Consider the following 25,696-nt stretch of genomic DNA (forward strand, 5'->3'; position numbering starts at 1 on the left):
GTTTTTTTAAATAAAAACACCTGTTTAATTATAATAAAAAAATTATAAATATCTGTTATTACATCATTTCTTAACGTATTTTTGATTAAGGTCAGTTAAAAGTGCACCTTAAGTTTGCAAGTGGGGCACCCATTAACCGAAAACTCCGTAAAAAATTAAACTGTTTGAAGAACGGAGTGATGATTTTTTTGAACTAAAAGTTCAAAAAAATCATCACATTAGGGGCGTCATTCCATAAAATTTTGTAGTGAAACGGAAAAATTTATATGGAATCCCAAATTCCTTTTACGGAAACAATTATTAAATTGATGTTCCGAACACCTGTGAGATTTTAATGGGTCGCTGAAAACTTAGTGCGATTCCCTGACTGCCGTCACCTGTCTACCGTAGAGGTAGAGGCAAGTTTTGTAACTTTTCTTTAGAAGAAAAGTTAATGTAAAATACTTCATAGGTATCTTTACAGATAGTTATAAAAATATTATATTAAAAAAACAATATGATAATATTTATGTAACAGAGTAGGTTACAACTCCGGCAAGAAAATTTCTGCCATCATACACCTGGCACTACCGCCACCTACTTCTTCTATAAAATTAATAGGCACGGTTATTATTTCTGTATGAGCTTCTATTTGGCTAAGTTGCTTTTCTGTCAGCGAGTCATAAGCACGCTGGCTCATAATTAAAAACAATTGTTTATCATCATTATAAACTTGTAGCATATTGCCTGCAAAATGTTGCTCTAATTGCTCTCTTGTTATTTCTATTATTTCTAAACCGTCTTCTTCTAAAGATGCTTTAACTTCTGTTCTTTCGGCTTTGTTGGTTATGGAATCTAAGCAAATTACGGCAAATTCATAGCCTATACACATTACTACATTAGTGTGATATTGCTCTTCGCCATTAGTTTTGTAGGCATGAAACTGTATTAAATCGTATTCTATTTCTTTGGCAAATTTTTTAAGCAGTTTTTCATTAGTTCTTGGTGAAATACAAGCATAAACTTTGCTGTGTAGATGGTCAAAAATCATACTGCCTGTTCCTTCTAATATTAATCCTTCATTTTCATAGTGCGACCAATCATTTACACTATTTACGGCAAAATTTTCTTTAATAAACTCAATAATTTCCGGGTCGCGTTCTACTCTTCTATTTTTGGTGAGCATGGGATACAAATAAATATCTCCATTTTGGTGCATGCTTATCCAGTTATTAGGGAAAATAGCGTCTGGTTTTTCCGGTGTTTCATCATCTTCTACTACCCAAACATTTATGTTGTTTTCCTCTAAAATATCTACCATTTTATCAAACTCTTCTTGAGCTTTTGCTATGGTTTCAGCTTTGCTTAAAGCAGGTTTGTTTTGGTAATCGTTTGTTTTGGCTGTTTCTTCGTTATACTGGAAAGAAGCGGGTCTTACCATTAAAATATTAGAAGCACATTGTATCATTTTTTATTGCAATTGTACGTTTAATAAAACAGGTTGATGGTCAGAATATTTAAAATCTATATTTACACCTTTTACTTCTTCTATTTTTACATTAGGAGAAACTAAGTAAAAATCAATAAGCGTAGTAAAAGTTTCTCCTTTTATATACGGAGTGGCTAATTTTCGGTTAGTAGGAGTTGTGGTATCATAAGCCCAAAGCCAACCTTCGGGCATAAAATCTTCTGCTATATTATCTTGGTAATAGTCATCGGCACTGCCTGCGGCAAAAGTAGCGTAATTAAAATTTGGCGGGCATTGATTCCAATCGGCTCCTACTATTACGTAGTTTCCTTTTTCGTATTCTGCCAACAAATGATTTCTTAAATACTCCATTTCTAAAGGCTTTAACTTGCCTCCATCGTAAGCCGAATTATGGGAGTTTATGACTATCAGTTCTTTCCCGTTTGCCACAGGAATTCTACTTTCTAACATACATCTATCTAAATGAAAAACCCTAACAGGCCAATCATAGCTACCCGGAAACTGGAAACGGGTAGTTTCAGTTACTTTATATTTGCTGTATGTAGCTACACCACTTTTTACTTTCCCTATTGGCGAAAAGCTAACTAATGGTTTTGGTACATATTTCACATTAAAGTTTAAGGCTATAGCATTGCTGTAATTATCTGCCAATTCATCTGCTATTCCTTGGTATTCATTGGTTTCGTAGCTTCTCTTTGAATTTACATCTACTTCTTGCAGCAAAATAAAATCGGTATTGCTATGTTCTGCTATGGTTTTTTTAATGCCATTAAAATATTCTTGATGAATAGCTTTACTCGGTCTTACCATTTTACCTCCATCCAAAAAGAAATCGCTTTTATCGCCCAAGCCACTGTAGCCAATATTCCATATCATAAAACTTAAGTGGGCACTGTCTGCCACACTTTCTGTTCTATTGTTTTCGGTGCTGAGCTTAGTTACTTCCTGTGGCTTAAAATCATTGATAGTTCCATAAGCTAATACGGCAGCCACATAAAGTCCGTAAGCCAAAATAGGTATCAATAAAAACTTTAGGTATTTCATGGTGCTTTTGGTTTTATTTACTTACAAATATCTAATATTCTTTCTAAAATAGAAATAAAAAAAGATAACACGTAAATGTTATCTTTTTAACTTTATAATAGAGGGTTGATATTCAATACTATTTAACGTCTGGTTCGGTACTAAATCTTAACAACAAAATACCGGCTACCATAATAAATGCCCAAAATACAGTTTGTGCTGCTAATCCCACATCTAATAAACCTTTTACAGAATCTGCCGGATTATATGGTAAATGTGCAGATGAGTTTAAATACAAAAATAAGTTTCCTAAACAAGCTAATGTGCCTACAAGAGCTAACATTGCACCTAATACTTTTGCCATAGTTTTTCTTAATTTTAGGCAAAGTTAGTATAAATAGACAATTTTCTCAAAAAATTATTTTATAAATTCCAATATTAGCATAAACTTTTCTTGAAAAGGATATTTTTCCGTAACTTCAAACGCATAATTTTTACTTTGAAATGGAAAGTTTAGCCCAAGCTTTAAATATTGGCATACCGCTTTTTTTAATTCTTATAGCCATTGAGTTTTTGTATGGTTATTTTACACATAATCAAACTTTAAATTTGCCCGATACGGTATCCAGTTTAAGCAGTGGCATTACTAATATTACTAAAAGTGTTTTAGGCTTAATAGTAGCCATAGTTTCTTATGATTGGATAGAAAGAAATTTTGCTATTTTTAATCTGGAAGTTAAGTGGTGGATGTTTCCTGTTGTTTTTATTGCCAAAGATTTTTCGGGATATTGGATACACCGTTTTGAACATAAAGTAAATTATTTTTGGAACAGACATATTATACATCACAGTAGTGAAGAGTTTAACTTGCCTTGTGCTTTACGCCAATCTATTTCAGAAATTTTTTCCTTTGGAATTTTCTTTGTTTTTCCGCTGGCGTTTTTAGGTATTCCGTCAGAGGTTTTTGCTATTGTAGCTCCTATTCATCTGTTTGCTCAGTTTTGGTATCATACCCGCCATATAAATAAAATGGGGAAAGTGCTGGAGTATGTTATCGTTACTCCTTCGCACCACAGAGTACACCATGCTATTAATGATATTTATTTAGACAAAAACTTTTCTCAAATTTTTATTTTTTGGGATAGAATATTTGGTACTTTTCAAGAGGAATTAGAAAACGAACCGTGTGTTTATGGCGTAAAAAGGCAGGTAAATACATGGAATCCTATAATTATTAATTTTCAGCACGCCTTTTTGGTTTGGAAAGATTTTATTTTAACCAGAAGTTGGAAAGATAAATTTAAAATTTGGTTTATGCCCACCGGCTGGCGTCCTGCCGATAGAGAAGCGACAAACCCTATTGATTATATTAAAGACCCTTTTACCCAAGTTAAATATCAGCCTTTTATTAAAGTGTGGGTGCAGGCGTGGAGTCTTATACAAACTACAGTTACGGTTATTATTGCATTAGTGCTTTTTAATCATATAAGCCTTATTCCTTTTTATCAGGCTCTTTTGGTGGGGGCATTTATTTTTTTAGAAGTATATAGCTACACTACTATTATGGATGGCAAAAAACACGGTGCTGTTTTAGAAATTATAAAATCAATAATTGGTATAGTAGGTATTTATTATTTCACACAGAATTTAATACTTGAAAGTTGGGTTAGCAGTTTATTAATTGCCATTGCAGTATATTATGGCGTTTGTATTTTACTTTCTGCATATTATTTAGTAGATAAAACGGCTAAGGTAGAAACCATTGTTTAGCAATTTACTCCTGATTTGCCATTAAGTTTAAAACTTGGCGTTTTACGTTTTTGCGTATAGCTTTTTCTATTTCTCTATTAGGTTGTTTAAGTGTAAACTGATACTTAAAAGCAATATGGTCGTTCTGTATTTCTTCAATTCTAAGATTAATTGATTTTTCTATTATGTTTTGTATGTTGTCTTTTAAGGTTTCGTACAATACCGCTTCTAATTCATCTGCCGATTTTAAAAATTTGGTATTCAACACAAAATCTATGCTTGTTTTTCTTATTTTTCGCTTAGAATAATTAATAAAATCTGTGGAGTAAATAATGTTATTGGGAATATAAACTACATCATCATCATCGTTTAAAAGCACTACGTTAGATAAGTTTATTTCCTTTACTTTGCCTCTATGTTCTCTTATTTGAATGTTGTCATCAATTTCAATTTCTTTAGAAAAAACAGTAATTAAACCGCTAATAATATTGGCTAAATAATCTTTAGAAACTACGGCAATAGCTGCCGCTACGATACTTAAAGAGGTAACAAAATTGATAAACTTTAAGTTGAAAAAACTTAAGATGGTTATAATTGTAGCAAAAAACAAAATGATGTAATGCAGGTTGTTAATGGCTTCAATTACATTATTTGTCTGATTATTTTTTAAGCCTTTTTTACGTCTATAATAATGAAAGAAAATGTGTTTAAACAACTCAGAAAATGCAGAAAAAGCTATAAACCATACAGAATAGTAAACAACCCGATATAGCCAATTAGCTTCTATAGTTCCCCAAGGAAAGAAAACTAATAGAGCTACCGTTGCTATAAAAGCTAATATTCTATATAAGATTCTAAAGTTCATTTTTTGTTTTTTACTTCAAAACATCAAAACCTACATATTCTCGCAATGCTTTTGGTATGTTTATACCATCTTTTGTTTGGTTGTTTTCTAACATGGCAGCCATAATACGTGGCAAAGCCAAGGCACTTCCATTTAGTGTGTGTACCAATGCTCGCTTACCGTCATTATTTTTATAGCGAAGTTTTAATCTATTGCTTTGGTAAGTTTCAAAATTTGAAATACTACTTACTTCAAGCCACCTTTTTTGTGCGGCACTATAAACTTCTATATCATAAGTTAATGCTGAGGTAAAGCCCATATCGCCACCACATAAACGCAATACTCTATACGGCAATTCTAAAGCTTGCACTAAACTTTCTACGTGAGCAACCATTTCTTCTAAAACGGCATAACTCTTTTCGGGATGAACTATTTGTACAAGCTCTACTTTATCAAACTGATGCAAACGGTTTAAGCCCCGAACGTGAGCACCATAAGAACCCGCTTCTCTTCTAAAACACGGTGTATATCCCGTTAATTTTATAGGCAGTTGATTTTCTTCTACTATTTCATCTCTATAAATATTAGTTATAGGCACTTCTGCCGTAGGAATCATATAATATTGCTCTAACTTCATTTCGTACATCTGTCCCTCTTTGTCAGGAAGCTGTCCTGTGGCTTTTGCACTATCGGCATTAACCATTAAAGGTGGCACTATTTCCGTATAGCCGGCTTCTTCGGCTTTAGCCAAAAAGAAATTAATCATTCCCCTTTGTAGTTTAGCTCCTTTACCCGTAAAAACAGGGAAACCGGCTCCCGTTAGTTTTACACCAAGTTCTAAATCAAAAATATTATACTTGGTAGCCAACTCCCAGTGTGGCAGTTCATTGTCTTCTGCCAATGTAGGAAAATCGCCCCAAGTGCGTACTACTTCATTATCTTCCGGTGTTTTCCCTTTAGGTACATTTTTATGAGGTACGTTTGGCACTTGCAGTAAAGCCTCTTCCAGTTCTGCTAATATGTTATTTTGTTCTTCTTGTAGCTCTTTTGCTTTTTCTTTAAGCTCTGTGGTTTTTTCTCGCAGGGCATTTCCTTCTGCGTGCTTACCACTTTTAAAAAGTTCTCCTATTTCTTTAGAAAGATTATTTAATTGAGCTAATATTTCGTCTAATTCAGTTTGCGTACTTTTTCTTTTATCATCTACAGAAACTAAATTATTAAGTACTTCATCGGCATTTTCTATATTTCTTTTTAATAAACCTTCTTTGGCGGTTTCAAAATTTTCTCTTACAAAATTAATATCGAGCATTATTCATTATTTTGCCACAAAAATAGTTAGAAAAAAGATGTAGCAACACATAAAAACCGCATAACATTGCAAAATTCCACTTTTTTTTAAATTTTTATTTGTAGAAACAAAAACTTTGCGTAACATTGCAACGGCTTTAAGGAGCTATGTGCAAGGTCTTGCACTTCAAAACAAAAAAACAATTCACTCTTTTTACTAAGAAAAAAATACTTCAAAATAGAAATTTATGTATGACTTTAACCAGCTAAATGCTATGCTTGTGCCCGAATTGAAAGACTTGGGAGAAAAACTAAAGGTAAAAAACGCCAAAAAATTAAAAAAACAAGATTTAGTTCTTGCCATTTTAGATATTCAAGCAGCTAATCCTTCGGCAGTAAAAGAAATAAAAACTACAGACGAACCAGCTCCCACATTATTTGAGGATACGGAAAAAGAAAAGGATTCAAACCCAGAAAAGAAAGAAAAAAGAAAAAGAACCCGAAAGGTTGTAAATAAAAATAAGCCTAACGAGCAACCGAAACCTACCGAAGAAAAAGAAAAAACGGAGAAAAAAGAAGCACAAAAACCTCAAGACAGAAATAATAACAACAATCAGCACCCCAAAAATAATAACAACGGGAATAACGATAATAAACAGCAGAACAACAATAATCAAAATAAACCACAGGAAAAGAAAGAAGAACCACCAAAACCTGCTTTTAATGCAGAGTTAGATGGCGTAATAGCCGGAGAAGGCGTTTTGGAAATTATGCCTGAAGGCTACGGATTTTTGCGTTCTTCAGATTACAACTATCTTTCTTCGCCAGATGATGTGTATGTTTCTCCTTCGCAAATAAAATTATTTGGTTTAAAAACAGGCGATAGCTGCAAAGGTTCGCTTCGTCCGCCAAAAGATAAAGAAAAGTATTTTGCTTTATTAAAAGTAGATACTATTAATGGCAAAACGCCAGAAGAAGTTAGAGATAGAGTTCCGTTTGATTATTTAACGCCTTTGTTTCCTAACGAAAGATTCAGATTATCTACAGACGATCCAAAAAATTATTCAACGCGAATTATAGACCTTTTTACACCAATAGGAAAAGGACAAAGAGGTATGATAGTGGCACAACCTAAAACGGGGAAAACTACCATACTTAAAGATGTGGCAAATGCTATAGCTAAAAATCATCCGGAAGTATATTTAATGATTTTACTTATAGATGAAAGACCTGAGGAAGTAACAGATATGGAAAGAAGTGTAAATGCCGAAGTATTGGCATCTACATTTGATGAAACAGCCGATAAACACGTTAAAGTATCAAATATTGCCTTAAAAAAAGCAAAGCGTTTGGTAGAAAGTGGACATGATGTAGTTATTTTGTTAGATTCTATAACAAGACTGGCAAGAGCTTATAATACTGTTGCTCCTGCTTCGGGCAAAGTGCTGAGTGGTGGGGTAGAAGCTAACGCTTTGCATAAACCTAAAAAATTCTTTGGTGCTGCCCGAAAAATAGAAAACGGTGGCTCACTTACTATTTTAGCTACTGCTTTAGTAGATACCGGCTCTAAAATGGATGAAGTAATTTTTGAAGAGTTTAAAGGAACAGGTAATATGGAGCTACAATTGGATAGAAGATTATCTAATAAACGAATTTATCCGGCTATTGATTTAGTGGCTTCAAGCACACGAAGAGAAGATTTACTTTTAGAACCGGAGGTTTACCAGCGTATGTTAGTACTTAGAAACTACATAGGCGATATGACTGCGGAAGAAAGCATGAATTTTATACTAAAAAATATGCGTGGCACAGATTCTAATGCAGAATTTTTAAGTGCTATGAATGGCTAATGTTTAACGCCAATCCTATATTAAATACAAAGTCTTTTTACACAGCTCCGGCATACCGTAAAAAGACTTTTTCTATTTCCGGAGCTATTAATAAATCAATCATTCTTATAGTTTTTACTACACTAATAGCTTCATTTACATGGTATTATGGCGAAACTATACACTTTCGTTTTCCAAAATATTGGTTTACTATAAGTGGATTGTTAGCATTACTAACCGCTATAATAATACGCTACAAAAGACACTTAGCCGGAGTTTTATCTTTTGTTTATGCTTTGTTTAAAGGCGTGTTTTTAGGAGCTATTTCTTCCAACTACGAAATGCGATTTAACGGTATAGTGGCACAAGCAGTAGTATTAACTTTGCTGGTGTTTTTTATTATGCTATTGCTTTATAAGTTTAGAATAATAACGGTAAGTAAAAAGCTGAGAGCCATAGTTATGGCTTCTACTACGGCAATTTTCACCATTTATTTTATTTCATTTATGCTATACTTGTTTAATTTGCCACCCATTCCTTATATACATGGCAATGGAATAATAGGTATTATTTTTAGTGTTTTTGTAGCCGTTACTGCATCTTTTCATTTGCTATTAGATTTTAGCTTTTTTGAAAAATGTAGAAACTACAAGTTTGATATAAATATGGAATGGTATGCCGCTTTTGGCTTGTTGGTATCGGTTATTTGGCAGTATTTATCTTTGTTGAGATTGCTAAGAAAAGTTAGGAATTAATCCTCATCTTCATCTTCTCCACTTTCATCAGGAATGTCGTCATAGTTGCCATCATCTGTGCTGTTATCGTCATCTTCAAAATCGGGCAAGTTTGAGCCTTCTACATCATCAGCAAAATCATCTCTTAATATACCGTCTTCGTCATAGTCGTCATCGTCTAAAATTATTTGCTTGGCTTCTGCTATAGACATTCTTACTAAGTAGTACATATCTTCTGTTTCAAAAGGCAATGCAGACACCTGCTGACCTTGAGCATTTGTATATTTTATAAGGTGTTTAACAAAACCCTTTGGATACTCTAATTTAAGTTGATTTACTACATCTTCCGGTAGTTTATCGTAGTCTTTTACTATTCTTTTTTTAGCTTGCATAGTTTGGTACTTTATACTTCAAATTACGGGTACAAACTAAAGGTATAATTTTTACTTAAAAAAGAATTTTATGAAATATTTTTATCCTTTTTTGAAATTAAAAACCACGCAAGCAATAAACTAACTAAAAATAGTAGGGCAACGCCTTGGTGAGCAACACCTAAAAACACAGGTGTTTTATTGCCTATAATGCCTATAACGGTTAGTACGCCAAGCAAATATTGTAAGCCAATAAATAAACCGATTATTAATGAAGCTACTTTTAAATGCTTAGATATTTTTATGGCTTTTGCTATAAAGTAAAGCGATAATAAAACCAATAATCCGGCTAAAACACGGTGTGTTATTTGCACTACTCCTTTTATCCAAACTGAACCTTCGTAGTTTATAACTTCCGATTCTTGAATTAAACTTGGATTGCTTACTAATTGAATTAAATGATTATTGCCCATAAAAATAGGCCAATGTGGGTGTATGGCTCCGGCACGCATACCTGCCATAAATCCACCAAAAATAATTTGAACTACAGCTAAAATTATTATGCCTAAAAGTAGCGGTTTTAAATTTGCTCCGCCTTTAAATTCCGTATCTTGAAAAGCAACCTTATAAAAAGTATAAAACAGATAAGAGAATAAACTTGTGGCTATAATTAAATGTGTAGCCAGTTTGTAGGCACTTACCCAAGTTCGGTTATCATTGTTTAGTCCGCTGGCTACCATTATCCAGCCAAATGCTCCTGCTAAAGCCGCCAAACCCACTACTATAAGCAAACGCTTTATTAACCAGCCAGGCAACCATTTTTTTATTAAGAAGAAAACAAAAGGAATAATAAAGATTATGCCCATACTTCTTCCCCAAAGCCTATGAAACCACTCCCAAAAATAAATACGCTTAAATTCGGGCAAAGTCATGGTGCTGTGTATTGTTTCGTACTGTTTTTTAGCGTGTGTTTGGTATTTTTCAAATGCAACGGTCCATTCTGCTTCATTAGTAGGCGGAATAACGCCTTTAACTAATTCCCATTCCGTAATAGACAAGCCCGAGTCTGTTAGTCGGGTTATGCCACCTATTACTACCTGCACAAATACTAAAATTAAACCTATTGCCAACCAAATACTTACCCATTTTTTTGCTTGCGGAGTCATATTGTTTACTTTTATGCAAAGTTAAGACTAAATGCTATCTTAACTTTTATTTTTAATAAACAATTAAGCACATGTCAAATAATAATACTACAAGAAAAAAATTGCGTTTTTTTGAAATTGATATTTTAGGTTTAAGCTCAAAGACTACCAATAACGAAAAGCGAATTGTAAATAAAGACGGTTCTTTTAACATAGAACGAAAAGGAGAAAAAATACATATATACCACTTTCTTACCAATATTTCTTGGAAGATGTTTTTCTTTATAATTCTTGTGCTTTTTACTTTAATAAATGGCATGTTTAGCTTGCTCTATTACATAGTTGGCACGGAGTATATCTCTAATTTTACTTCACAAAATTTTATTTTAGACATTATAAACCTTTTTCATTTTAGTGTGCAAACTATGACTACTGTAGGCTATGGAGCTATGCACCCCACGGGAATAATATCTGGTATTTTAGCATCGGTAGAAGCATTGTTGGGCTTAATGACTTTTGCCATTATAGCGGGTTTAGTATATGGGCGTTTTTCAAAACCACAATCTGAAATTATATACTCTAAAAATATTTTAATTACCGAATTTGAAGAGAAAAAAGTAATGCAAATAAGAATTGCAAATAATTTGAGCAATGATTTATTTGATATTGAAGGGAAAATTTTAATGATTCATAATGAAAAAAATGAGGAAGGCAGTTTTGTAAAACGCTACCATTCATTGCCATTGGTATATGACAAAATAAATTTTATGCCTATGAGCTGGACCTTAACTCATATTATAGATGAAGAAAGTCCGTTATTCAATTTATCGCAAGAAGAAATGACAGCTAATAAAACCGAGTTTGTTGTTATTATTACTTCTTTTGATGATTCTTATTCTCAGTTAGTGCATAGCAAAACATCTTATTTGTGTAGAGATATAGTTTATGAAGGAAATTGGGCTTCTGTTTTTACCATAAATGAAAACGGTGTTCGTACCTTTGACCTCAATAAAGTAGATTTGATATTACACAATGAGCAAGCCTAAAACAGTTTCCCCTTTTTGGTTTAAAGTAGCCATGAATCTTTATCCTCCTTATCTTTTTTCAAGAACAAAACTGCTGTATGTAAGTGCAGATTTTAAACAGATGAAAATTAAGATTAAAAAATCATTGTTAAACCGAAATTTATCGGGGACAATATTTGGGGGCACTATGTTTTCTGCTTCCGATCCTTTTTTTGCGTTAATGTATTGGCAAAATTTTGCTAAGCAGTACGACATGAATGTGCAAGTATGGCTAAAATCGGCTAAAATAAAGTATATAAAGCCAGCCACTAAAGATATTTATATAGATTTTGAGCTAAAACAAGAAGAAATAGAAGCGGCTAAAAAAGATATAGCAGAAAAAGGAAAACACAATAAAGAGCACATAGTAGAACTTAAAAATAAGCAAGGCGAGCTTTATGCCGTGGTAAATATTAATACTTATGTGGGGTTGAAAAATTAAGGGGTAATGAAAAGCTATTTTATCCCGATTTTTAATACAAAATAGTTTAAACTATTTTGTGTTTACAGTGGTAAATATATCTACTCATGGTACAACTTAAAGTCGTGCCACGAGTATTTCACTAAGCATAAAAAATGCTTACATTTGGTTTATAAGTTTAATAAAAGAGAGTGGAAATCGGCAGGGATGCCGACCACGAGGGGAATATCCATCATGTCAAGGAAAAACATTTCCACTTCATGAATCAGGAAATCACTCTGGTGATATTGATACGATCGATGTTTATACTGGCGATAAATAACTATGTTTATGAAAAAGTTTTTGTTTATTATCCTTGTTGGTTTGGCTTTTTATTCTTGTAATAATTTTCCTTGTGGTCGGTGTTTTTTTCACCGTACCACTCTTTCAGTGCTCTCAGAAGCTACCTTCTAACAATTTATTTACAAAAACATCAAAAATATTTCTTACATTTGGTTTGTGGGTTTAATAAAAGAGAGTGGAAATCGGCAGGGATGCCGACCACGAGGGGAATATATTATGTTAATATTAATACAGAAAAATGGAGAGAATATACACAATGTGTTAATTACGGTAAATCTCCTAACCCCTCGTAAAAATAATTATTCAATGGGGTTTTATTTATCAAATCAGAAAGGTGAAGTACGATTTTATAGAGAAGATATGTTAAATCAAATTAACTCAGATATGGCGTCTTACCCAATGGATTACGATTCTGCATTAGATGAAATTATGGATATAGAGGTAATCATAGAAGGTAAAGAAGCTATAGAAACTCGACTTGATAGATTAATTAAATATTATCCTATTATTGCTGAAAATTTGAGAGAAAAAGCTAAATGTTCTATGAATATTAACTGGAAAGTTAACTTCAGAATAGTTAAGAAAATTCAAGATAAAGTTATAATCGATTTAGGAGGTCATGTTACAGACATTGTAAAAGCAATGTAAGACAAAAGACATAAAAATTAGTTGTATGTTAACTTCTTCTACTGGATTTTGAAAATGTTAAATCAGATTAATGAATTACGTTAAAAAATATAGTAAAATAAATTTTTATTTTTTTATTCTTTTTGTTTTGACAAGCTTGACTTTTATTGTTATTGAGGAAAAACTCGGAATGTCTAGAAAAATTGATATGGCGTTTACTACTTTTTTCTTTTACCCAATGTTGTTAATACAAAGTATTGTTTCAATATGGTTGATTATAAAAGCTAAAAGATTAAACTTGCAGGTAACAACCAATTCAATATTTTTAAATATTGTTCCTTTAGTGCTGTATTTTTTATTGGCTGTAAGAATGGTTGTAAGAATTTTAACCACGTAAAATTGGTAATGTTCCAAATGGCATTTTCGGCAAAAAAAATTCTGTACTGTCCGAAGCTACCTTCTGACAATTTGTTTACAAAAACATCAAACATATTCCTTACATTTGGTTTGTGCGTTTAATAAAAGAGAGTGGAAATCGGAACGCTTTACTATAGAGTTTGCTTCGTTCGTGCCTCACTCGCAACTAAAGTTTACCCATAAAATAATTAATGTGCTGTCAGAAGTTTCCTTCTGACAATTTGTTTACAAAAACATCAAAAAAAATGCTTACATTTGGTTTAAACTTTAAGTAAAATTCAGTGCAATTTCAAGCCATACATAACAATAAACCACAAATTAAATAAAAACGAACTTTAAAATAGTAAAACACTTATAAATAAAGGGATAGAGGGTAAAAAAGATAACAATAAAAACTGAAAAAAAGTAAAAAAGAGTGTTTTTTAGTTATAAAGCCTTGATAATGAACAAACAAGATATTTTTCCGTGCTGTCGGGTGTTTCCACCCCGCATCAAAACCCTGCACTTGGAAAAGGTATTTCCGTGCTGTCGGGTGTTTCCACCCGACACTTTAATGTGCTGTCAGAAGCTACCTTCTTATAATTTGTTTATAGAAACATCAAAAATATTTCCTACATTTGGTTTGTGGGTTTAATAAAAGAGAGTGGAAATCGGCAGGGATGCCGACCACGAGGGGAAAAAAAGAATTGCAAAAACATAGTGTTGATGTTCCAGAATAAAGTAATAATAATTTTCTTTTATCTTGTTGCTTTTTGTTTTTCATGTAGACCACAAAAACTTTCAAATGCACAAAAAAACAACTTCAATTTTAACAACAAGAAAATTGAATATGCTTTTCTCGAATATAAAAATGGAACTTTCATAAAAGATACTATTTTGTTTAAGGAAAATTATGTGAAAGGTTTTACAAACTCTTTTATCTACCAAAGAGAAAAAAATATTGTGCATAACGATACTATATATAGACTTATTCAAGACTATTCAAAAAAAATTACTTTTCAAGAAATCACTACTACCGATGGAATTTATAAAATTGAAAGAGTTACTATAAGTGATACTTCGGATTTTTATTTAGGTAGCTCTCCAGCTCCTTTAGCAGAAATCAGCAAAGAATTTTTAGAAAGAGAAGATGTAAATAGATTTTCTTTTGATGTAGATAAATACAAAAGTGAAGTGCTTGGTGATACTGTTTTAATTTTATTTAATAAAAATATTGATTGTTGGATTGTAAAAAGAACTAAAGTTTTAAAAGGCAATGAACCCAAAAATGTAATTGCTAAATCTTTCATACATAAGGCAACAGGAATATTGGTAGAGGAAAAAACTGTTATTAGCCAAGATGGATTTGTTTTATATAGTGGTCAAAAGTTCATCAATAAAATAGTAGACTATAATCATGCTGAATTAAAAGCAATCTCTCAGCTGTCCGTAGAATAACCCTACCTGTCCGTAGTTTATAGCGAACAAACTGTCCGTACGGCTGTGCCTACGGACTGCTAAAAAGGTAGCTTGCAGCTACTACTACACTAAATAAAGTTATAGGATTACCCATTTAAATCGCAAAGCAGAAATAGGGTGCGTTTAGCTGTTGTAAATTTGTATAAAAAACAGCAATGAAGATTTTAAAAGGATTATCAAGAAAAGAATTTAACAGAAAATTCGGCACAGAAGATCAGTGTTTACAATACTTGTCGGAACAGAAATGGAAAGAAGGCTATTTTCTTATGGTCGGTGTTATCACCGCACCACTCTTTGATACGCTTTGGGTTACCATAACAACAGACCAACTTTCCCCGGCTACTTCTATGATTATTATATAAAAATCATTCCCAAAATTGGGAAAACATAGAAAATATTTTCCGTGCTGTCAGAAGCTACCTTCTATTTGATTGTAAAAACATCAAAAAAATGCTTACATTTGTTTATATAATTTTTCCGTGCTGTCGGGTGTTTCCACCCGACACTTGGTGTGGGCGGAGGTTTTTCTCCATAGGGTCTCTCCGAAAGGACTCTATGAATTGTTAATGTATTTATGGCAACATTTTCTTGCCCTTTTTATTTATAAAAAGATAATCATGTCATTTATTATTACTAACTTCATGCTACCATGCAAAACTACGATTTTGATTATGTAATAATGGGTTCCGGTTTTGGCGGAAGCGTAAGTGCTCTTCGCTTAGCAGAAAAAGGCTATAAAGTATTGGTAGTAGAACGTGGCAAGTGGTATAAAAGCACTGATTTTCCTAAAACCAACTGGAATTTGCCCAAATGGCTGTGGTTTCCAAAAATTCATTTTTTTGGCATCATGAAAATTTCCATTTTCAACCATGTTTCTGTTATTAGCGGAGCAGGTGTGGGCGGAGGTTCTTTGGTGTATGCCAATACGCTTCCCGTTCCTAAAAAAGCTTTTTATAACTCGGGTAGCTGGGCACAGCTAAAAGACTGGGAAAATGTTTTGCAACCCTACTACAAAACAGCTTTAAAAATGCTGGGAGCTACCAAAAATACTTGGCTTGGCGATAGCGATATGGTGGTAAAAGAAGTGGCTAAAAGATTGGGAAAAGAAGATAAATTTGAACCTACAAATGTTGCTGTTTATTTTGGCGAAGCAGGCAAAGAAGTCCCCGACCCGTATTTTAACGGCAAAGGACCTACCAGAACAGGTTGCACCCATTGTGGTGCCTGCATGACAGGTTGCCGATACAACGCTAAGAACACCTTAGATAAAAACTACCTGCATTTGGCACAGCAATTAGGTGCTGAAATATGGGCAGAAAAAGAGATAATAGATGTAGTACCTTTAAGTAATAACGGCAGTGAAGGCTATGAAATTACAATTAGAACATCTACTTCTTTTATTAAAAAGAAACAGAAAATTAGAAGTAAAGGCATTATTTTTTCCGGAGGCGTAATAGGAACGGTTAAGTTATTATTGCAATTAAAAAAGAAAGGTAGTTTGCCTAATTTATCTAATCAGTTAGGAAATTTAATACGCACTAATAATGAAGCTCTAATACCTGTAACCAGCATAAATACAAAAGGCAAAGACTATTCTAAAGGTTTGGCAATAGGCTCAATACTACACACAGACGAAAACACACATTTAGAACCTTGTAGATATGCTCCCGGCTCCGGGTTTTGGCGAGTATTGATGCTTCCTATGGTATCGGGAAACAATATTTTTTATAGAATAACAAAAACTATAATCAACTTTTTAAAAAAACCTGTACGCTTTATAAGACTTGTTTTTGTAAGAGATTGGGCAAAAAATTCTCCTATTATACTTTTTATGCAAACCATAGACAGCACCCTAAAATTTTCATTAAACGGCATAGGTAGAATGAACTCAAAAGTATCTACAGGAGCAAAACCTTCGCCCTTTATTAAAGAAGCACATGATATAGCACATCAGTTTGCCGATATTATAGATGGCGAACCCACCAATCTTAGTTTAGAAACATTGTTTGGTATTCCTTCTACAGCACATATATTAGGAGGCTGTGTAATGGGAAAAACTGAAAAAGAAGGCGTTGTAAATGAGAAAAGTGAAGTTTTTGGCTATCAAAATATGCTGGTTTGCGATGGAAGTACTATCAGTGCCAACCCCGGGGTTAATCCTTCTCTTAGCATAACCGCTATAAGCGAACACGCTATGGCACAAATAATGCCATTAGATTAATACATATAGTACAATAAATATTAAGTGATTTCTAAACAGAATAAAGGATAAATAGCTCCTAATTTCATCAAAAAGACTTATCTTTGCATTGTGAAAAGAGCATTTGCCATTTTATCCTTATTTGCAATTGTTTCTGCTAATTTATACCAGATAACACTTATTGGTATATACAATATTGAGAAAGAGTATATCACTAAAGTTTTTTGTGTAAATAAAGACAAGCCCGAGCTAAAATGTAATGGAAAATGCCATTTAAAAAAGAATTTAGCCAATGCTGAAGAAAAGCAACACGACAACAAAAACACCAATAACGAAATTCAAATAATTAGTCCCGTTTTTTGGGAGCAAACAGAAATACAAATGCCACAATCAAGTGTGGCAAAAACAGCATATACTGGCTCTAAGATTTTAATGCTTAAAGATGCCTACCGCTACACCACATTAGATCCTCCACGCTACAGTTAATTGTACTTTAAAGGTATTCTAAAAAATCATGTTTTAATTTTCTATCCATAAAAAAGAGGACTATTTTGAAGGTTAATACATGCTGTAAAGTTTTTTAGAATCAAAAAAATCAATTAATTAAAAATTAAATTTTAAACTTATGATTAAGCATTTTCTTGCTTTAATATTAAGTCTAAGTGTGGGATATAGTGCTTTTGCGTGCGATGCATGTGCTTGTACCAGTATGAACACTTTAGACGGACAGTTGCTACCAAGCAATAAAACTTTTTTTGGAACAAGTTTGGGTTTTGCCCACCAGCTTGATGCTTCAAAAAGTAAAATAAGCAATCTTTCTTACAATGTATTTGTGGCATATAGCTTTGCTAAAAGATTTCAAATAATGGGCAATTTACCTTTTCAGCATACTATAACAAACTATAAAAATGGCGACAGAAAAGCTCAATTAGGGTTGGGAGATGCCACTTTGCTATTTAGTGTTATGGCATACAGCACACCTAAGGATAAAGAGAAACCAAGCAAAAGTACCCTTATATTTCGGGTGGGTGCAAAATTTCCAACAGGATACTACGATAATACGGGTAGTGATTTTAATTTGGGAACAAAAAGCTATGATGTTTTGCTCTCCTCACAGTATATTTTTGAGAAAAACAAACAAGGTTTTAATGCCAGCTTTAACAGCAGAATAAACACTACTAATAAGTATAATTACAAATATGGACATCAGTTTAATTTTAGCACTTTTTATTTTATAAAAAGAGAGTTTAAAAAGAACTCTTACATGCCTTTTGCAGGGGTAAACTATGAGTATATAACTAAGGATAAAAGCAATGGATACCTCAGAAATTTAACCGGAGGTACAGGCGTATATGGTTTTGGTGGTTTGCAATGGAATTATAATGATAAATTTAGTTTTTACCTAAAAGGAGAACTACCTTTTACACAAAACTACCTAAGTACTGAAGGTGAAATATACACCAATTTTAGAGGGCAACTACAAATTAACTACTTTATAAAAACGAAACAAAAAATTAAAAAATCTTTTAAATTATAACACAGTGAAAAAATATAAATTAAGCCTATTATTAGTATGTTTTTTAACAGCAAATATTTTATTAACTGCCTGCAATGAAGACACTAATAACGAACAGGATACGGAAGCTCCTGCCATAAGCATAAGTTCTCCCACAGCAACAGAAACTTATGTAAGTGGCGACACCTTGCAAATAACAGCTTTGATAACTGACAATGACCAACTACATGACTTGGGTGCCACGCTAACAAGAACACACAATGATGAAACGGTAGAGGTTTGGACATACAGCAATCATTCTCATGGAAATACATACAACATGAGGGAAACGTATGTGATAGAAGTGCCGGGAATGCACAATGATTTTGAGTTAACTATTTGGGCAGACGACCATAATGGAAATATGGGTAGCAAAACCGTAAGTTTTCATGTGATGGAGTAAATATATTTCAATTAAAAATAGTTTAAACTATTTTTAATTCTCAAAAACTCTTACCGTAAATACAATGCGTTTTGCTTTAGTATCTTTGTGTTGAAATAAAAAACATATATAATGCATAAGGCGTCATTTTCATTTACAGAAGAATACAACAAACTCAATAAAGCTCAAAAACAAGCTGTAGAAACTACCGAAGGACCTGTTTTAGTGGTGGCAGGACCGGGCACGGGAAAAACCCAAATATTGGCAGCCAGAGTTGGCAATATTTTAGACAAAGGCTTAGCTCATGCCGAAAATATTTTGTGCCTAACTTTTACCGATGCCGGAGTTACCGCCATGCGTAAGCGTTTAATAAAATTTATAGGTACAGAAGCTTACAAAGTAAACATTCATACTTTTCACAGTTTTTGCAATAAAGTAATACAAGATTATCCCGATGTTTTTGGTTTTGGAGATATGGAACCACTCTCTGAACTTGAAGAAGTAGAACTTTTTGAGCAATTGATAGACAATTTTGAAGACACCAACCCACTTAAAAGATGGCGTGGCGATGTTTATTATGACTCAAAAAGATTAAAAGCACTTTTCAGTTTTATGAAAAATGAAAATTTTAGTGCTATTGATATAGAAAAAGCAGTAGTTAAATATTTAGAGGAGCTACCAACAAAAGAAGGATTTTTTTATAAAAGAAAATATAAAGAATTTAATGCTGGCGACCCAAACATAAGCAAAATAAATGCCGAAAAAGAAAAATTAGAACTAACCGTAGCTGCCGCCAAACAGTTTAACAACTACCAAGAACTTAAACGCAAAGCAAATCGCTATGATTTTACCGATATGATAACCAATGTGCTACTTGCTTTTAAAGAAAATGAATGGTTACTCAGTACTTATCAAGAGCAATTTCAGTATTTTTTAGTAGATGAATATCAAGATACCAATGGTTCTCAAAATGCAATACTTGAGGCATTATATAGCTACTGGGACAATCCAAATGTTTTTGTAGTAGGAGATGATGACCAAAGTATTTTTAGATTTCAAGGGGCAAACCTTGAAAATATAATGCACTTTTATAATGCTACTATAGCAAAACTGCCTGCTAAAGAGCAAGAAAAAAGAATTATAGTTTTAAAACAAAACTATCGTTCTACGCAAAATATTTTAGAAATAGCAAAAGATAGTATTAACGAAAACAATGGGCGGTTAATTAATAAAATAAAAACTATTGCTTTAGATAAGAATATAGAAGCAGCTGGCGAAGTAGAAAAAAAGCCTCACGGTTTGCCCAAAATAGTAAGCTACCCAAATGCCAGCCACGAAACTGCCGATATTGCCAATAAAATAAAAACACTGAAAGAAAGCGGCATTCCTTTAAAAAACATAGGCGTTTTATACCTTCAACATCAGCAGTCAGAAGATTTGCAGCAATGCTTAAACCAATTAAATATTCCTTTTAACACTAAAAGAAAGGTTAATATTTTAAATGAGCCTTTTACCAATATGCTATTGAATATACTAAGATATTTAGAAGGCGAACATAAAATAGCTCACAGTAGAGAAGATTTACTTTTTGATATGCTTAATTATCCATTTTTCAGTTTAAAACCTATAGAAGTATCCCGACTAAGTTTTGAATTAAGAGAAAGCAGATATTCTACGCCAAAAACTACGTGGAGAGAAGCTCTATTTTTAAATAACAATGTATTTTCTGAAAGTGCCATAAATGAGTTTAATAATGTAGCAACATTAATAGATAAATGGCTGAAAAATATGCTAACCCTACCATTGCAATTATTATTTCAAGAAATAATAGATGATTTAAAAGTAGTAGAATATATAGAAAACAGCCCCAATAAAGTTTGGCTTTTGCAAGAGCTAAAAACCTTATTTGATTTTATAAAAGCAGAAAATCATAAGCATTTAAACTGCACTATTAATCAATTTTTAAACACTATTGATTTACATATAAATTATAACATAAGCATTCCTTACGTTAAATCTACTTATGCAGAAGATGCCGTACAGTTTAACACCATACACGGAGCGAAGGGATTAGAATATGAGCAGGTATTTGTGCTGGGCTGTATAGATAGCAAATGGGAAAAGAAAAAAGGAGGTAATAGTGGTTTTAAACTCCCGGAAGGTATTTTTGAAACCATAGATAAAGAAGAAGCCACAGAAGATTTAAGACGGTTATTTTTTGTAGCCATAACAAGAGCCGAAAAAGATTTGCAAATAAGCTACTATACGCATGATGAAAACGGCAAAGAGCTAATGCCTACTCAACTAATAACCGAAATAGCTGACAATGAAAATATAACTTTTGAAGAAGTACAGCTAAGTGAAAACGAAATAATGCAATACACTATATATCAGTTGCGACCAGAAATTATAAAACCGGAATTGCTTGAAGAAAATATGCTTAAAAGCGTGCTGGAAAACTATAAAATGAGTGTAACGCATTTAAACAATTATTTAAACTGCCCATTAAAATTTTATTATCATAATTTTATAAGAATACCACAAGCCAAAAATCAGTATATAGCCTTTGGTAGTGCGGTGCACAATGCTATAGAAAAATTATTTTTAGCTATGAAAGAAAATGATAAAACCTTTCCTTCATTAGAAGATTTTATTGAGCTGGGAATTAAAGAATTATTTAAAGAGCAAGATAGTTTTACTCAAAAACAATACGAAAAATACAAAGACTATATTAAAGTATTTTTTAAAGATTACTACAATAACTATATAGATAGCTGGCATAAAAATGTTTCTTTAGAAAAAAATATGGAAGGCGTGTATAAAGGAATAGAACTGCGAGGGAAAATTGATAAAATTGAATATTTAGACTATTCTAAAGTAAATATTATAGATTATAAAACAGGGAAGTTTGACAGTAAAAAGAAAGCTAAATTTAAACGCCCCAGCAACGAGCCAAAAAATCCTGAAAACCCCACTTATGAAGAAATGTATGGTGGCGATTATTGGCGGCAAGCTGTATTTTACAAAATTTTATTAGAAACCAATAAAGATTTGAATAAACAAACCTGGAATTTAGCTCATGTGGTTTTTGATTTTGTAGAACCCAATGCAAAAGACGGTTCTTTTCATATAGAGCCTGTAGAAATAAGTACAGAGGATATTAATATAGTGAAGCACCAAATAGAAGATGCTTGGCAAAATATACAAGCCTTAAATTTTGAAGGTTGCAAAAAAGAAGATTGTTCTTTTTGTAATGGAGAAATGGAAAAACTAACAGAAGATGAGGTATAGAAAATAAAAAAGGCTACATTGCTGTAGCCTTTTAGGGTTAAAAAATTTGTTTGTTAAATGTTATAAAAAATGCTTTATTGTTACGCTAATTTTTCAATTAAAGCAGAAGCAGAACTAAATCTCTCCTTATTTAATTTGTAATGGATAAATTTTCCATCACGTTTAGTGCTAACAAAGCCGGCATTTCTTAAAATAGCTAAATGTTGAGATGCAACAGACTGCTCAGTTCTTAACTTAACATAAATGTCTGTTACCACCATTTCGCCATTGGCTTCTAACAAATCAATAATTTTCTTTCTTAAAGGATGGTTTATTGCTCTTACTGCTAAAGCAGCACTTTGCAAAATTCCGCCTTTAATAACGATTTCTTCTTTGCCGTTTTTTAATACTATATCGGCAATTTTTTTTGTACTGTATCCCATTCTTTTAAATTTTGTTTTATTCTTTATTCCAACAATATTATCCCATAAAAGGTTTCAAATACTTTGGATTTTTATATATATAATCTCTATCGCCTAATTCACTCTTTTGCAAAACATCTATATCTAACAATAGAGTAGCTTTAGACTTTAGACTCACAAATCTATAAAAAAAATTTTTATTTCCAATAATTTTTTTTCCTAAATCGTTATTGCTATAGTATATTTTTTTAAAATTATTAAATTTTAACGATAAATCATCAATAAAAATTGGAGCTGATTTTTCTATAATTTTCCCGTCAGCATTAGCTATAGCATAATAAATTTCTCCTTTTCTTGACGGCATTGTTGACATATACACTGCATCTTCTTCTTTTATGATTTTGGTCATATATTTCGCCATTGCTTCAAGTGTATCTACAAAAACTATAGGTTTATTTAGTGTATAAGCCAAAGCTTTGGCTGTAGCAAAACCAATTCTGAGCCCTGTATAAGAGCCCGGACCTTCACTTATAACAATTGCATCTACATTCTGAATAGACAATTTTGCTTCATCTAATACTTCTTGAAAAAGTAAGGGCAATAATTTAGCATGCGATTTTGTATTTTCTACTATTCGTTCGCTTATTATTTGGGTGTCTTGTGCTAAAGCTACAGTACAATCTTTGGTAGAAGTATCAAATAAAAGGAAAAATGCCATTAGAATGTTACTTTAATATCTAAAGGTTTTTTATCTCTTATTACTTTTACAATTACTTCCTCTCCTTTTTCAAATTTGCTGAGAGCAGTCATATACGCCATCATATCGGTTACGTCAATATCTCCCATTTTTACTACTATATCTTCAGCCTGTATTCCTGCTATTTGAGCCGGCTTTCCGTCTGTTACGCCATCTATTTTCATACCTACGCCATCAAACATATAATCGGGCACTACGCCTAAGGTAACTTTAAACCGAGGTGTGTTTTTACTGTCGGTATCTTTTGTTTTTGTAAAAGGTAAATCCGTTTCTTTATCTAAATTTTTAATTAAGGATAAAGCATATTCATAAATTTCGCCCATACCTTCAAAATTAATTAAGTAAGCATCATCTGAGGGCTTATGGTAATCGGAATTATTTCCTGTATAAAAATGTAAAACAGGTTGGTTTGCCAAATAAAAAGAAGCATGGTCGCTGGGGCCCATTCCCGATTCTGTGGTTTTTAAATTTAATCCTACATTATTAGATGCCAAAACTATATCTTTTAATTTTGGCGAAGTGCCTACGCCATTTACGGCTAAATCTTTTTCTTCATCTAACCTGCCCACCATATCAAAATTAAGCATGTACAATATTTTTGAAGTATCTATAGTAGCATTTTTCATAAATGATTTTGAGCCGTACAATCCTAACTCTTCCCCAGAAAAAGCAATAAAAAGGTAATTGTTTTTCAAATTAGGTGTTTGTTTTAGTGTACGAGCCAATTCAAGCATAAGAGAAACCCCACTTGCATTATCATCTGCTCCATTGTGTATGGCAGGTTCTCCTCTGTATAATGAACCTCCGTTCTCGCCCCAGCCCAAATGGTCGTAGTGAGCACCTATTACTACAGTATTTTTTGCTCCATTATCTACATATCCTACTACATTTTTTCCTGTTTTTTCGTTTTTTTTCAAATCTACATTCAGCACTATTTCATCATCTTGCTTAATAAACATATTTTTTACAAATACCACAGGAATGTCAAATTCTTTTACATTCATGCTTAAATCCATTTCTGGGTCGTCAATATTAGCATCTATATTATAAAAAACTACACCTGCCGCTCCAAAAGATTCTGCTGTTTTAATACGGGTTATATAATCGGTATAATCTAAATATTTAGAGTGGGGGTGGATACCGTCTGGCGAAGAAATGCTAATTAAAAATATTTTCCCTTTATAGTCCCTATCTATTTTATAATCGTCATACAAGCCCGGTGCATGAATGCCAAAACCCACATGTAAGGCTTTAGCTTTTACGCTGGTGCTGGCAGAATAATTCATAGGGAAATAATCTTCCTTTACTTTTAATGCACTGTCATTAACCATCATTCCATTAAGTTGCCCCAGCGATTTCCCTAAAGTAAAATCAAACGGTTGGATAAATCCATTTTCTCCTTTTGCTTGCAAGCCATAATCTTTAAAATACTGAGAGATGTATTGTAGAGCCAACTGTTCTCCATGGCTTCCTGTAGCTCGTCCTTCAAGTTTGTCATCGCTCAAATAATAAACGTGACTACTCATATTGGTTACGGCAGTTTGTAAATTTTGAGCCGATAAAAATTGAAAAAATAGAACGGTAAATAAAAATATATGCTTCATAGGTGTTGCAAAATTAATGGCTTTAGCCTAAATGCCGTAATAAATATAGCTAATTAGTATTAAAATTGGTTTTTTTAAATAAGTGGGCATTAAATTTTTTTACGGCATTTTCAATGCTTTCGTAAGGCAAAGCTACATTAGTATTGTATATAAAAAGTATGTTTAAAATAAATTTTTCAGAACTAAAATGCTGGTATATTTGGTACTTATTTTGTCTGAATGCTGCTGTTATTTTTCGTTTTATTTTATTGCGATCTACAGCTTTTTTAAACTTTTTTTTAGGTACTACAAAAGCAGCTTTAACACAGCTTTTTTCTTCTGTTTTTTCAAAAGAATATCTGACTATCAGCGGATTACAAACAAAATAGCTTCCCTTTGTGAAAAGAGAAGCTATCGTTTTCTTATTTTTTAAACGTTCGTAGCGTTTAAAAGTATGCTTATTATTTAAGTCTTCTTTCGTCAGAAACGGTCAATTTTTTTCTTCCCTTAGCTCTTCTTGAAGCTAAAACTTTTCTACCATTTTTGGTACTCATTCTTTCACGAAACCCGTGTTTGTTTTTACGCTTTCTTCTTGACGGTTGATATGTTCTTTTCATTTTATATTATGTTTATTGCTCAATAAACGAGCCTCGTTTTCAAAATGGAGTGCAAATATAAAGGTTTTCTTATTAAAAACAAACTTATTTAAGGAGTTGCAAAGAAATTTTTATAGAATATAAATCAATAA

General features: G+C 32.5%; 26 protein-coding genes. 14 read left to right on the forward strand and 12 right to left on the reverse strand.

The features are described from left to right. Positions 1 to 523 precede the first annotated feature (523 nt). The 3 genes from H6578_02415 to H6578_02425 form a co-directional block, all read right to left on the reverse strand. Entirely contained in the window at positions 524 to 1,444 is a 921-nt protein-coding gene (locus H6578_02415; protein ID MCB9226013.1) for an amidinotransferase, read from the reverse strand. 6 nt (positions 1,445 to 1,450) lie between these two features. Further along, a complete protein-coding gene (locus tag H6578_02420) occupies positions 1,451 to 2,512 on the reverse strand; it encodes an endonuclease/exonuclease/phosphatase family protein (GenBank protein ID MCB9226014.1) in 1,062 nt (353 codons plus the stop codon). A gap of 118 nt (positions 2,513 to 2,630) precedes the next feature. Next, positions 2,631 to 2,855: a hypothetical protein gene (locus H6578_02425; GenBank protein ID MCB9226015.1), complete on the reverse strand. Its 225-nt coding sequence runs from the start codon at positions 2,853 to 2,855 to the stop codon at positions 2,631 to 2,633. 140 nt (positions 2,856 to 2,995) lie between these two features. Here H6578_02425 and H6578_02430 point away from each other — a divergent pair, with 140 nt between their 5' ends. Then, on the forward strand, positions 2,996 to 4,261 hold the full coding sequence (locus H6578_02430; GenBank protein MCB9226016.1) for a sterol desaturase family protein: 1,266 nt from the start codon (positions 2,996 to 2,998) through the stop codon (positions 4,259 to 4,261). 4 nt (positions 4,262 to 4,265) lie between these two features. Here H6578_02430 and H6578_02435 read toward each other — a convergent pair whose 3' ends face one another. Continuing rightward, the gene (locus H6578_02435) at positions 4,266 to 5,105 is read right to left on the reverse strand and encodes a mechanosensitive ion channel (protein MCB9226017.1); all 840 of its coding nucleotides are present in this window, start codon (positions 5,103 to 5,105) and stop codon (positions 4,266 to 4,268) included. A 10-nt stretch (positions 5,106 to 5,115) separates the two neighbouring features. Then, positions 5,116 to 6,393 carry a serine--tRNA ligase gene (gene serS, locus H6578_02440; protein ID MCB9226018.1) on the reverse strand — a complete coding sequence of 426 codons (1,278 nt, stop codon included), beginning with the start codon at positions 6,391 to 6,393 and terminating at the stop codon, positions 5,116 to 5,118. Between the two features lie 226 nt (positions 6,394 to 6,619). On the opposite strand from serS, the gene rho reads away from it, so the two are divergent. Both rho and H6578_02450 read left to right on the forward strand, forming a co-directional pair. Next, entirely contained in the window at positions 6,620 to 8,221 is a 1,602-nt protein-coding gene (gene rho / locus H6578_02445) for a transcription termination factor Rho (protein ID MCB9226019.1), read from the forward strand. Then, positions 8,221 to 8,955 (forward strand): Bax inhibitor-1/YccA family protein, encoded by a 735-nt coding sequence (locus H6578_02450; GenBank protein MCB9226020.1) that lies wholly within the window; start codon positions 8,221 to 8,223, stop codon positions 8,953 to 8,955. Before rho ends, H6578_02450 begins: the two co-directional genes overlap by 1 nt. Here the strand turns inward: H6578_02450 and H6578_02455 are convergent. Further along, a complete protein-coding gene (locus H6578_02455) occupies positions 8,952 to 9,326 on the reverse strand; it encodes a hypothetical protein (GenBank protein ID MCB9226021.1) in 375 nt (124 codons plus the stop codon). The two genes, H6578_02450 and H6578_02455, sit on opposite strands and share 4 nt — an antisense overlap. Positions 9,327 to 9,394: 68 nt before the next feature. Continuing rightward, entirely contained in the window at positions 9,395 to 10,471 is a 1,077-nt protein-coding gene (locus H6578_02460; protein MCB9226022.1) for a COX15/CtaA family protein, read from the reverse strand. A gap of 71 nt (positions 10,472 to 10,542) precedes the next feature. Here H6578_02460 and H6578_02465 point away from each other — a divergent pair, with 71 nt between their 5' ends. From H6578_02465 to H6578_02515, 11 genes are all read left to right on the forward strand, one after another. Next, positions 10,543 to 11,496: a hypothetical protein gene (locus H6578_02465; GenBank protein MCB9226023.1), complete on the forward strand. Its 954-nt coding sequence runs from the start codon at positions 10,543 to 10,545 to the stop codon at positions 11,494 to 11,496. After that, positions 11,483 to 11,956 (forward strand): YiiD C-terminal domain-containing protein, encoded by a 474-nt coding sequence (locus H6578_02470; GenBank protein ID MCB9226024.1) that lies wholly within the window; start codon positions 11,483 to 11,485, stop codon positions 11,954 to 11,956. Before H6578_02465 ends, H6578_02470 begins: the two co-directional genes overlap by 14 nt. 477 nt (positions 11,957 to 12,433) lie before the next feature. Continuing rightward, positions 12,434 to 12,925: a hypothetical protein gene (locus H6578_02475; protein MCB9226025.1), complete on the forward strand. Its 492-nt coding sequence runs from the start codon at positions 12,434 to 12,436 to the stop codon at positions 12,923 to 12,925. A gap of 70 nt (positions 12,926 to 12,995) precedes the next feature. Next, positions 12,996 to 13,301 carry a hypothetical protein gene (locus tag H6578_02480; GenBank protein ID MCB9226026.1) on the forward strand — a complete coding sequence of 102 codons (306 nt, stop codon included), beginning with the start codon at positions 12,996 to 12,998 and terminating at the stop codon, positions 13,299 to 13,301. Positions 13,302 to 13,945: 644 nt separating this feature from the next. Beyond that, a complete protein-coding gene (locus H6578_02485) occupies positions 13,946 to 14,758 on the forward strand; it encodes a hypothetical protein (GenBank protein MCB9226027.1) in 813 nt (270 codons plus the stop codon). 176 nt (positions 14,759 to 14,934) lie between these two features. Beyond that, positions 14,935 to 15,141, forward strand: a complete 207-nt coding sequence (locus H6578_02490; GenBank protein MCB9226028.1) for a hypothetical protein — start codon at positions 14,935 to 14,937, stop codon at positions 15,139 to 15,141. Between the two features lie 287 nt (positions 15,142 to 15,428). After that, complete coding sequence (locus H6578_02495; protein MCB9226029.1) at positions 15,429 to 17,000, forward strand: GMC family oxidoreductase; 1,572 nt, start codon at positions 15,429 to 15,431, stop codon at positions 16,998 to 17,000. 90 nt (positions 17,001 to 17,090) lie between these two features. Next, entirely contained in the window at positions 17,091 to 17,465 is a 375-nt protein-coding gene (locus H6578_02500) for a hypothetical protein (protein ID MCB9226030.1), read from the forward strand. A 139-nt stretch (positions 17,466 to 17,604) separates the two neighbouring features. Then, positions 17,605 to 18,516 carry a hypothetical protein gene (locus H6578_02505; protein ID MCB9226031.1) on the forward strand — a complete coding sequence of 304 codons (912 nt, stop codon included), beginning with the start codon at positions 17,605 to 17,607 and terminating at the stop codon, positions 18,514 to 18,516. Positions 18,517 to 18,520: 4 nt separating this feature from the next. After that, positions 18,521 to 18,937, forward strand: a complete 417-nt coding sequence (locus H6578_02510) for a DUF4625 domain-containing protein (GenBank protein MCB9226032.1) — start codon at positions 18,521 to 18,523, stop codon at positions 18,935 to 18,937. A gap of 111 nt (positions 18,938 to 19,048) precedes the next feature. Further along, positions 19,049 to 22,207, forward strand: coding sequence for an ATP-dependent helicase (locus tag H6578_02515; GenBank protein MCB9226033.1), 3,159 nt, complete (start codon positions 19,049 to 19,051; stop codon positions 22,205 to 22,207). Positions 22,208 to 22,287: 80 nt separating this feature from the next. On the opposite strand, the gene H6578_02520 is transcribed toward H6578_02515, so the two are convergent. The 5 genes from H6578_02520 to rpmH form a co-directional block, all read right to left on the reverse strand. Further along, positions 22,288 to 22,629 (reverse strand): helix-turn-helix transcriptional regulator, encoded by a 342-nt coding sequence (locus H6578_02520; protein MCB9226034.1) that lies wholly within the window; start codon positions 22,627 to 22,629, stop codon positions 22,288 to 22,290. Between the two features lie 37 nt (positions 22,630 to 22,666). Beyond that, complete coding sequence (tsaB, locus tag H6578_02525; GenBank protein ID MCB9226035.1) at positions 22,667 to 23,326, reverse strand: tRNA (adenosine(37)-N6)-threonylcarbamoyltransferase complex dimerization subunit type 1 TsaB; 660 nt, start codon at positions 23,324 to 23,326, stop codon at positions 22,667 to 22,669. Then, positions 23,326 to 24,381, reverse strand: coding sequence for a M28 family peptidase (locus tag H6578_02530; protein MCB9226036.1), 1,056 nt, complete (start codon positions 24,379 to 24,381; stop codon positions 23,326 to 23,328). The genes tsaB and H6578_02530 overlap by 1 nt, the downstream gene beginning before the upstream one ends. Before the next feature lie 637 nt (positions 24,382 to 25,018). Then, positions 25,019 to 25,432: a ribonuclease P protein component gene (locus H6578_02535; protein ID MCB9226037.1), complete on the reverse strand. Its 414-nt coding sequence runs from the start codon at positions 25,430 to 25,432 to the stop codon at positions 25,019 to 25,021. Beyond that, a complete protein-coding gene (gene rpmH / locus H6578_02540; protein ID MCB9226038.1) occupies positions 25,410 to 25,565 on the reverse strand; it encodes a 50S ribosomal protein L34 in 156 nt (51 codons plus the stop codon). The genes H6578_02535 and rpmH overlap by 23 nt, the downstream gene beginning before the upstream one ends. Between the last annotated feature and the right edge of the window lie 131 nt (positions 25,566 to 25,696).

Source organism: Chitinophagales bacterium, assembly GCA_020635995.1.
Lineage (GTDB): Bacteria > Bacteroidota > Bacteroidia > Chitinophagales > UBA8649 > JAFMKE01.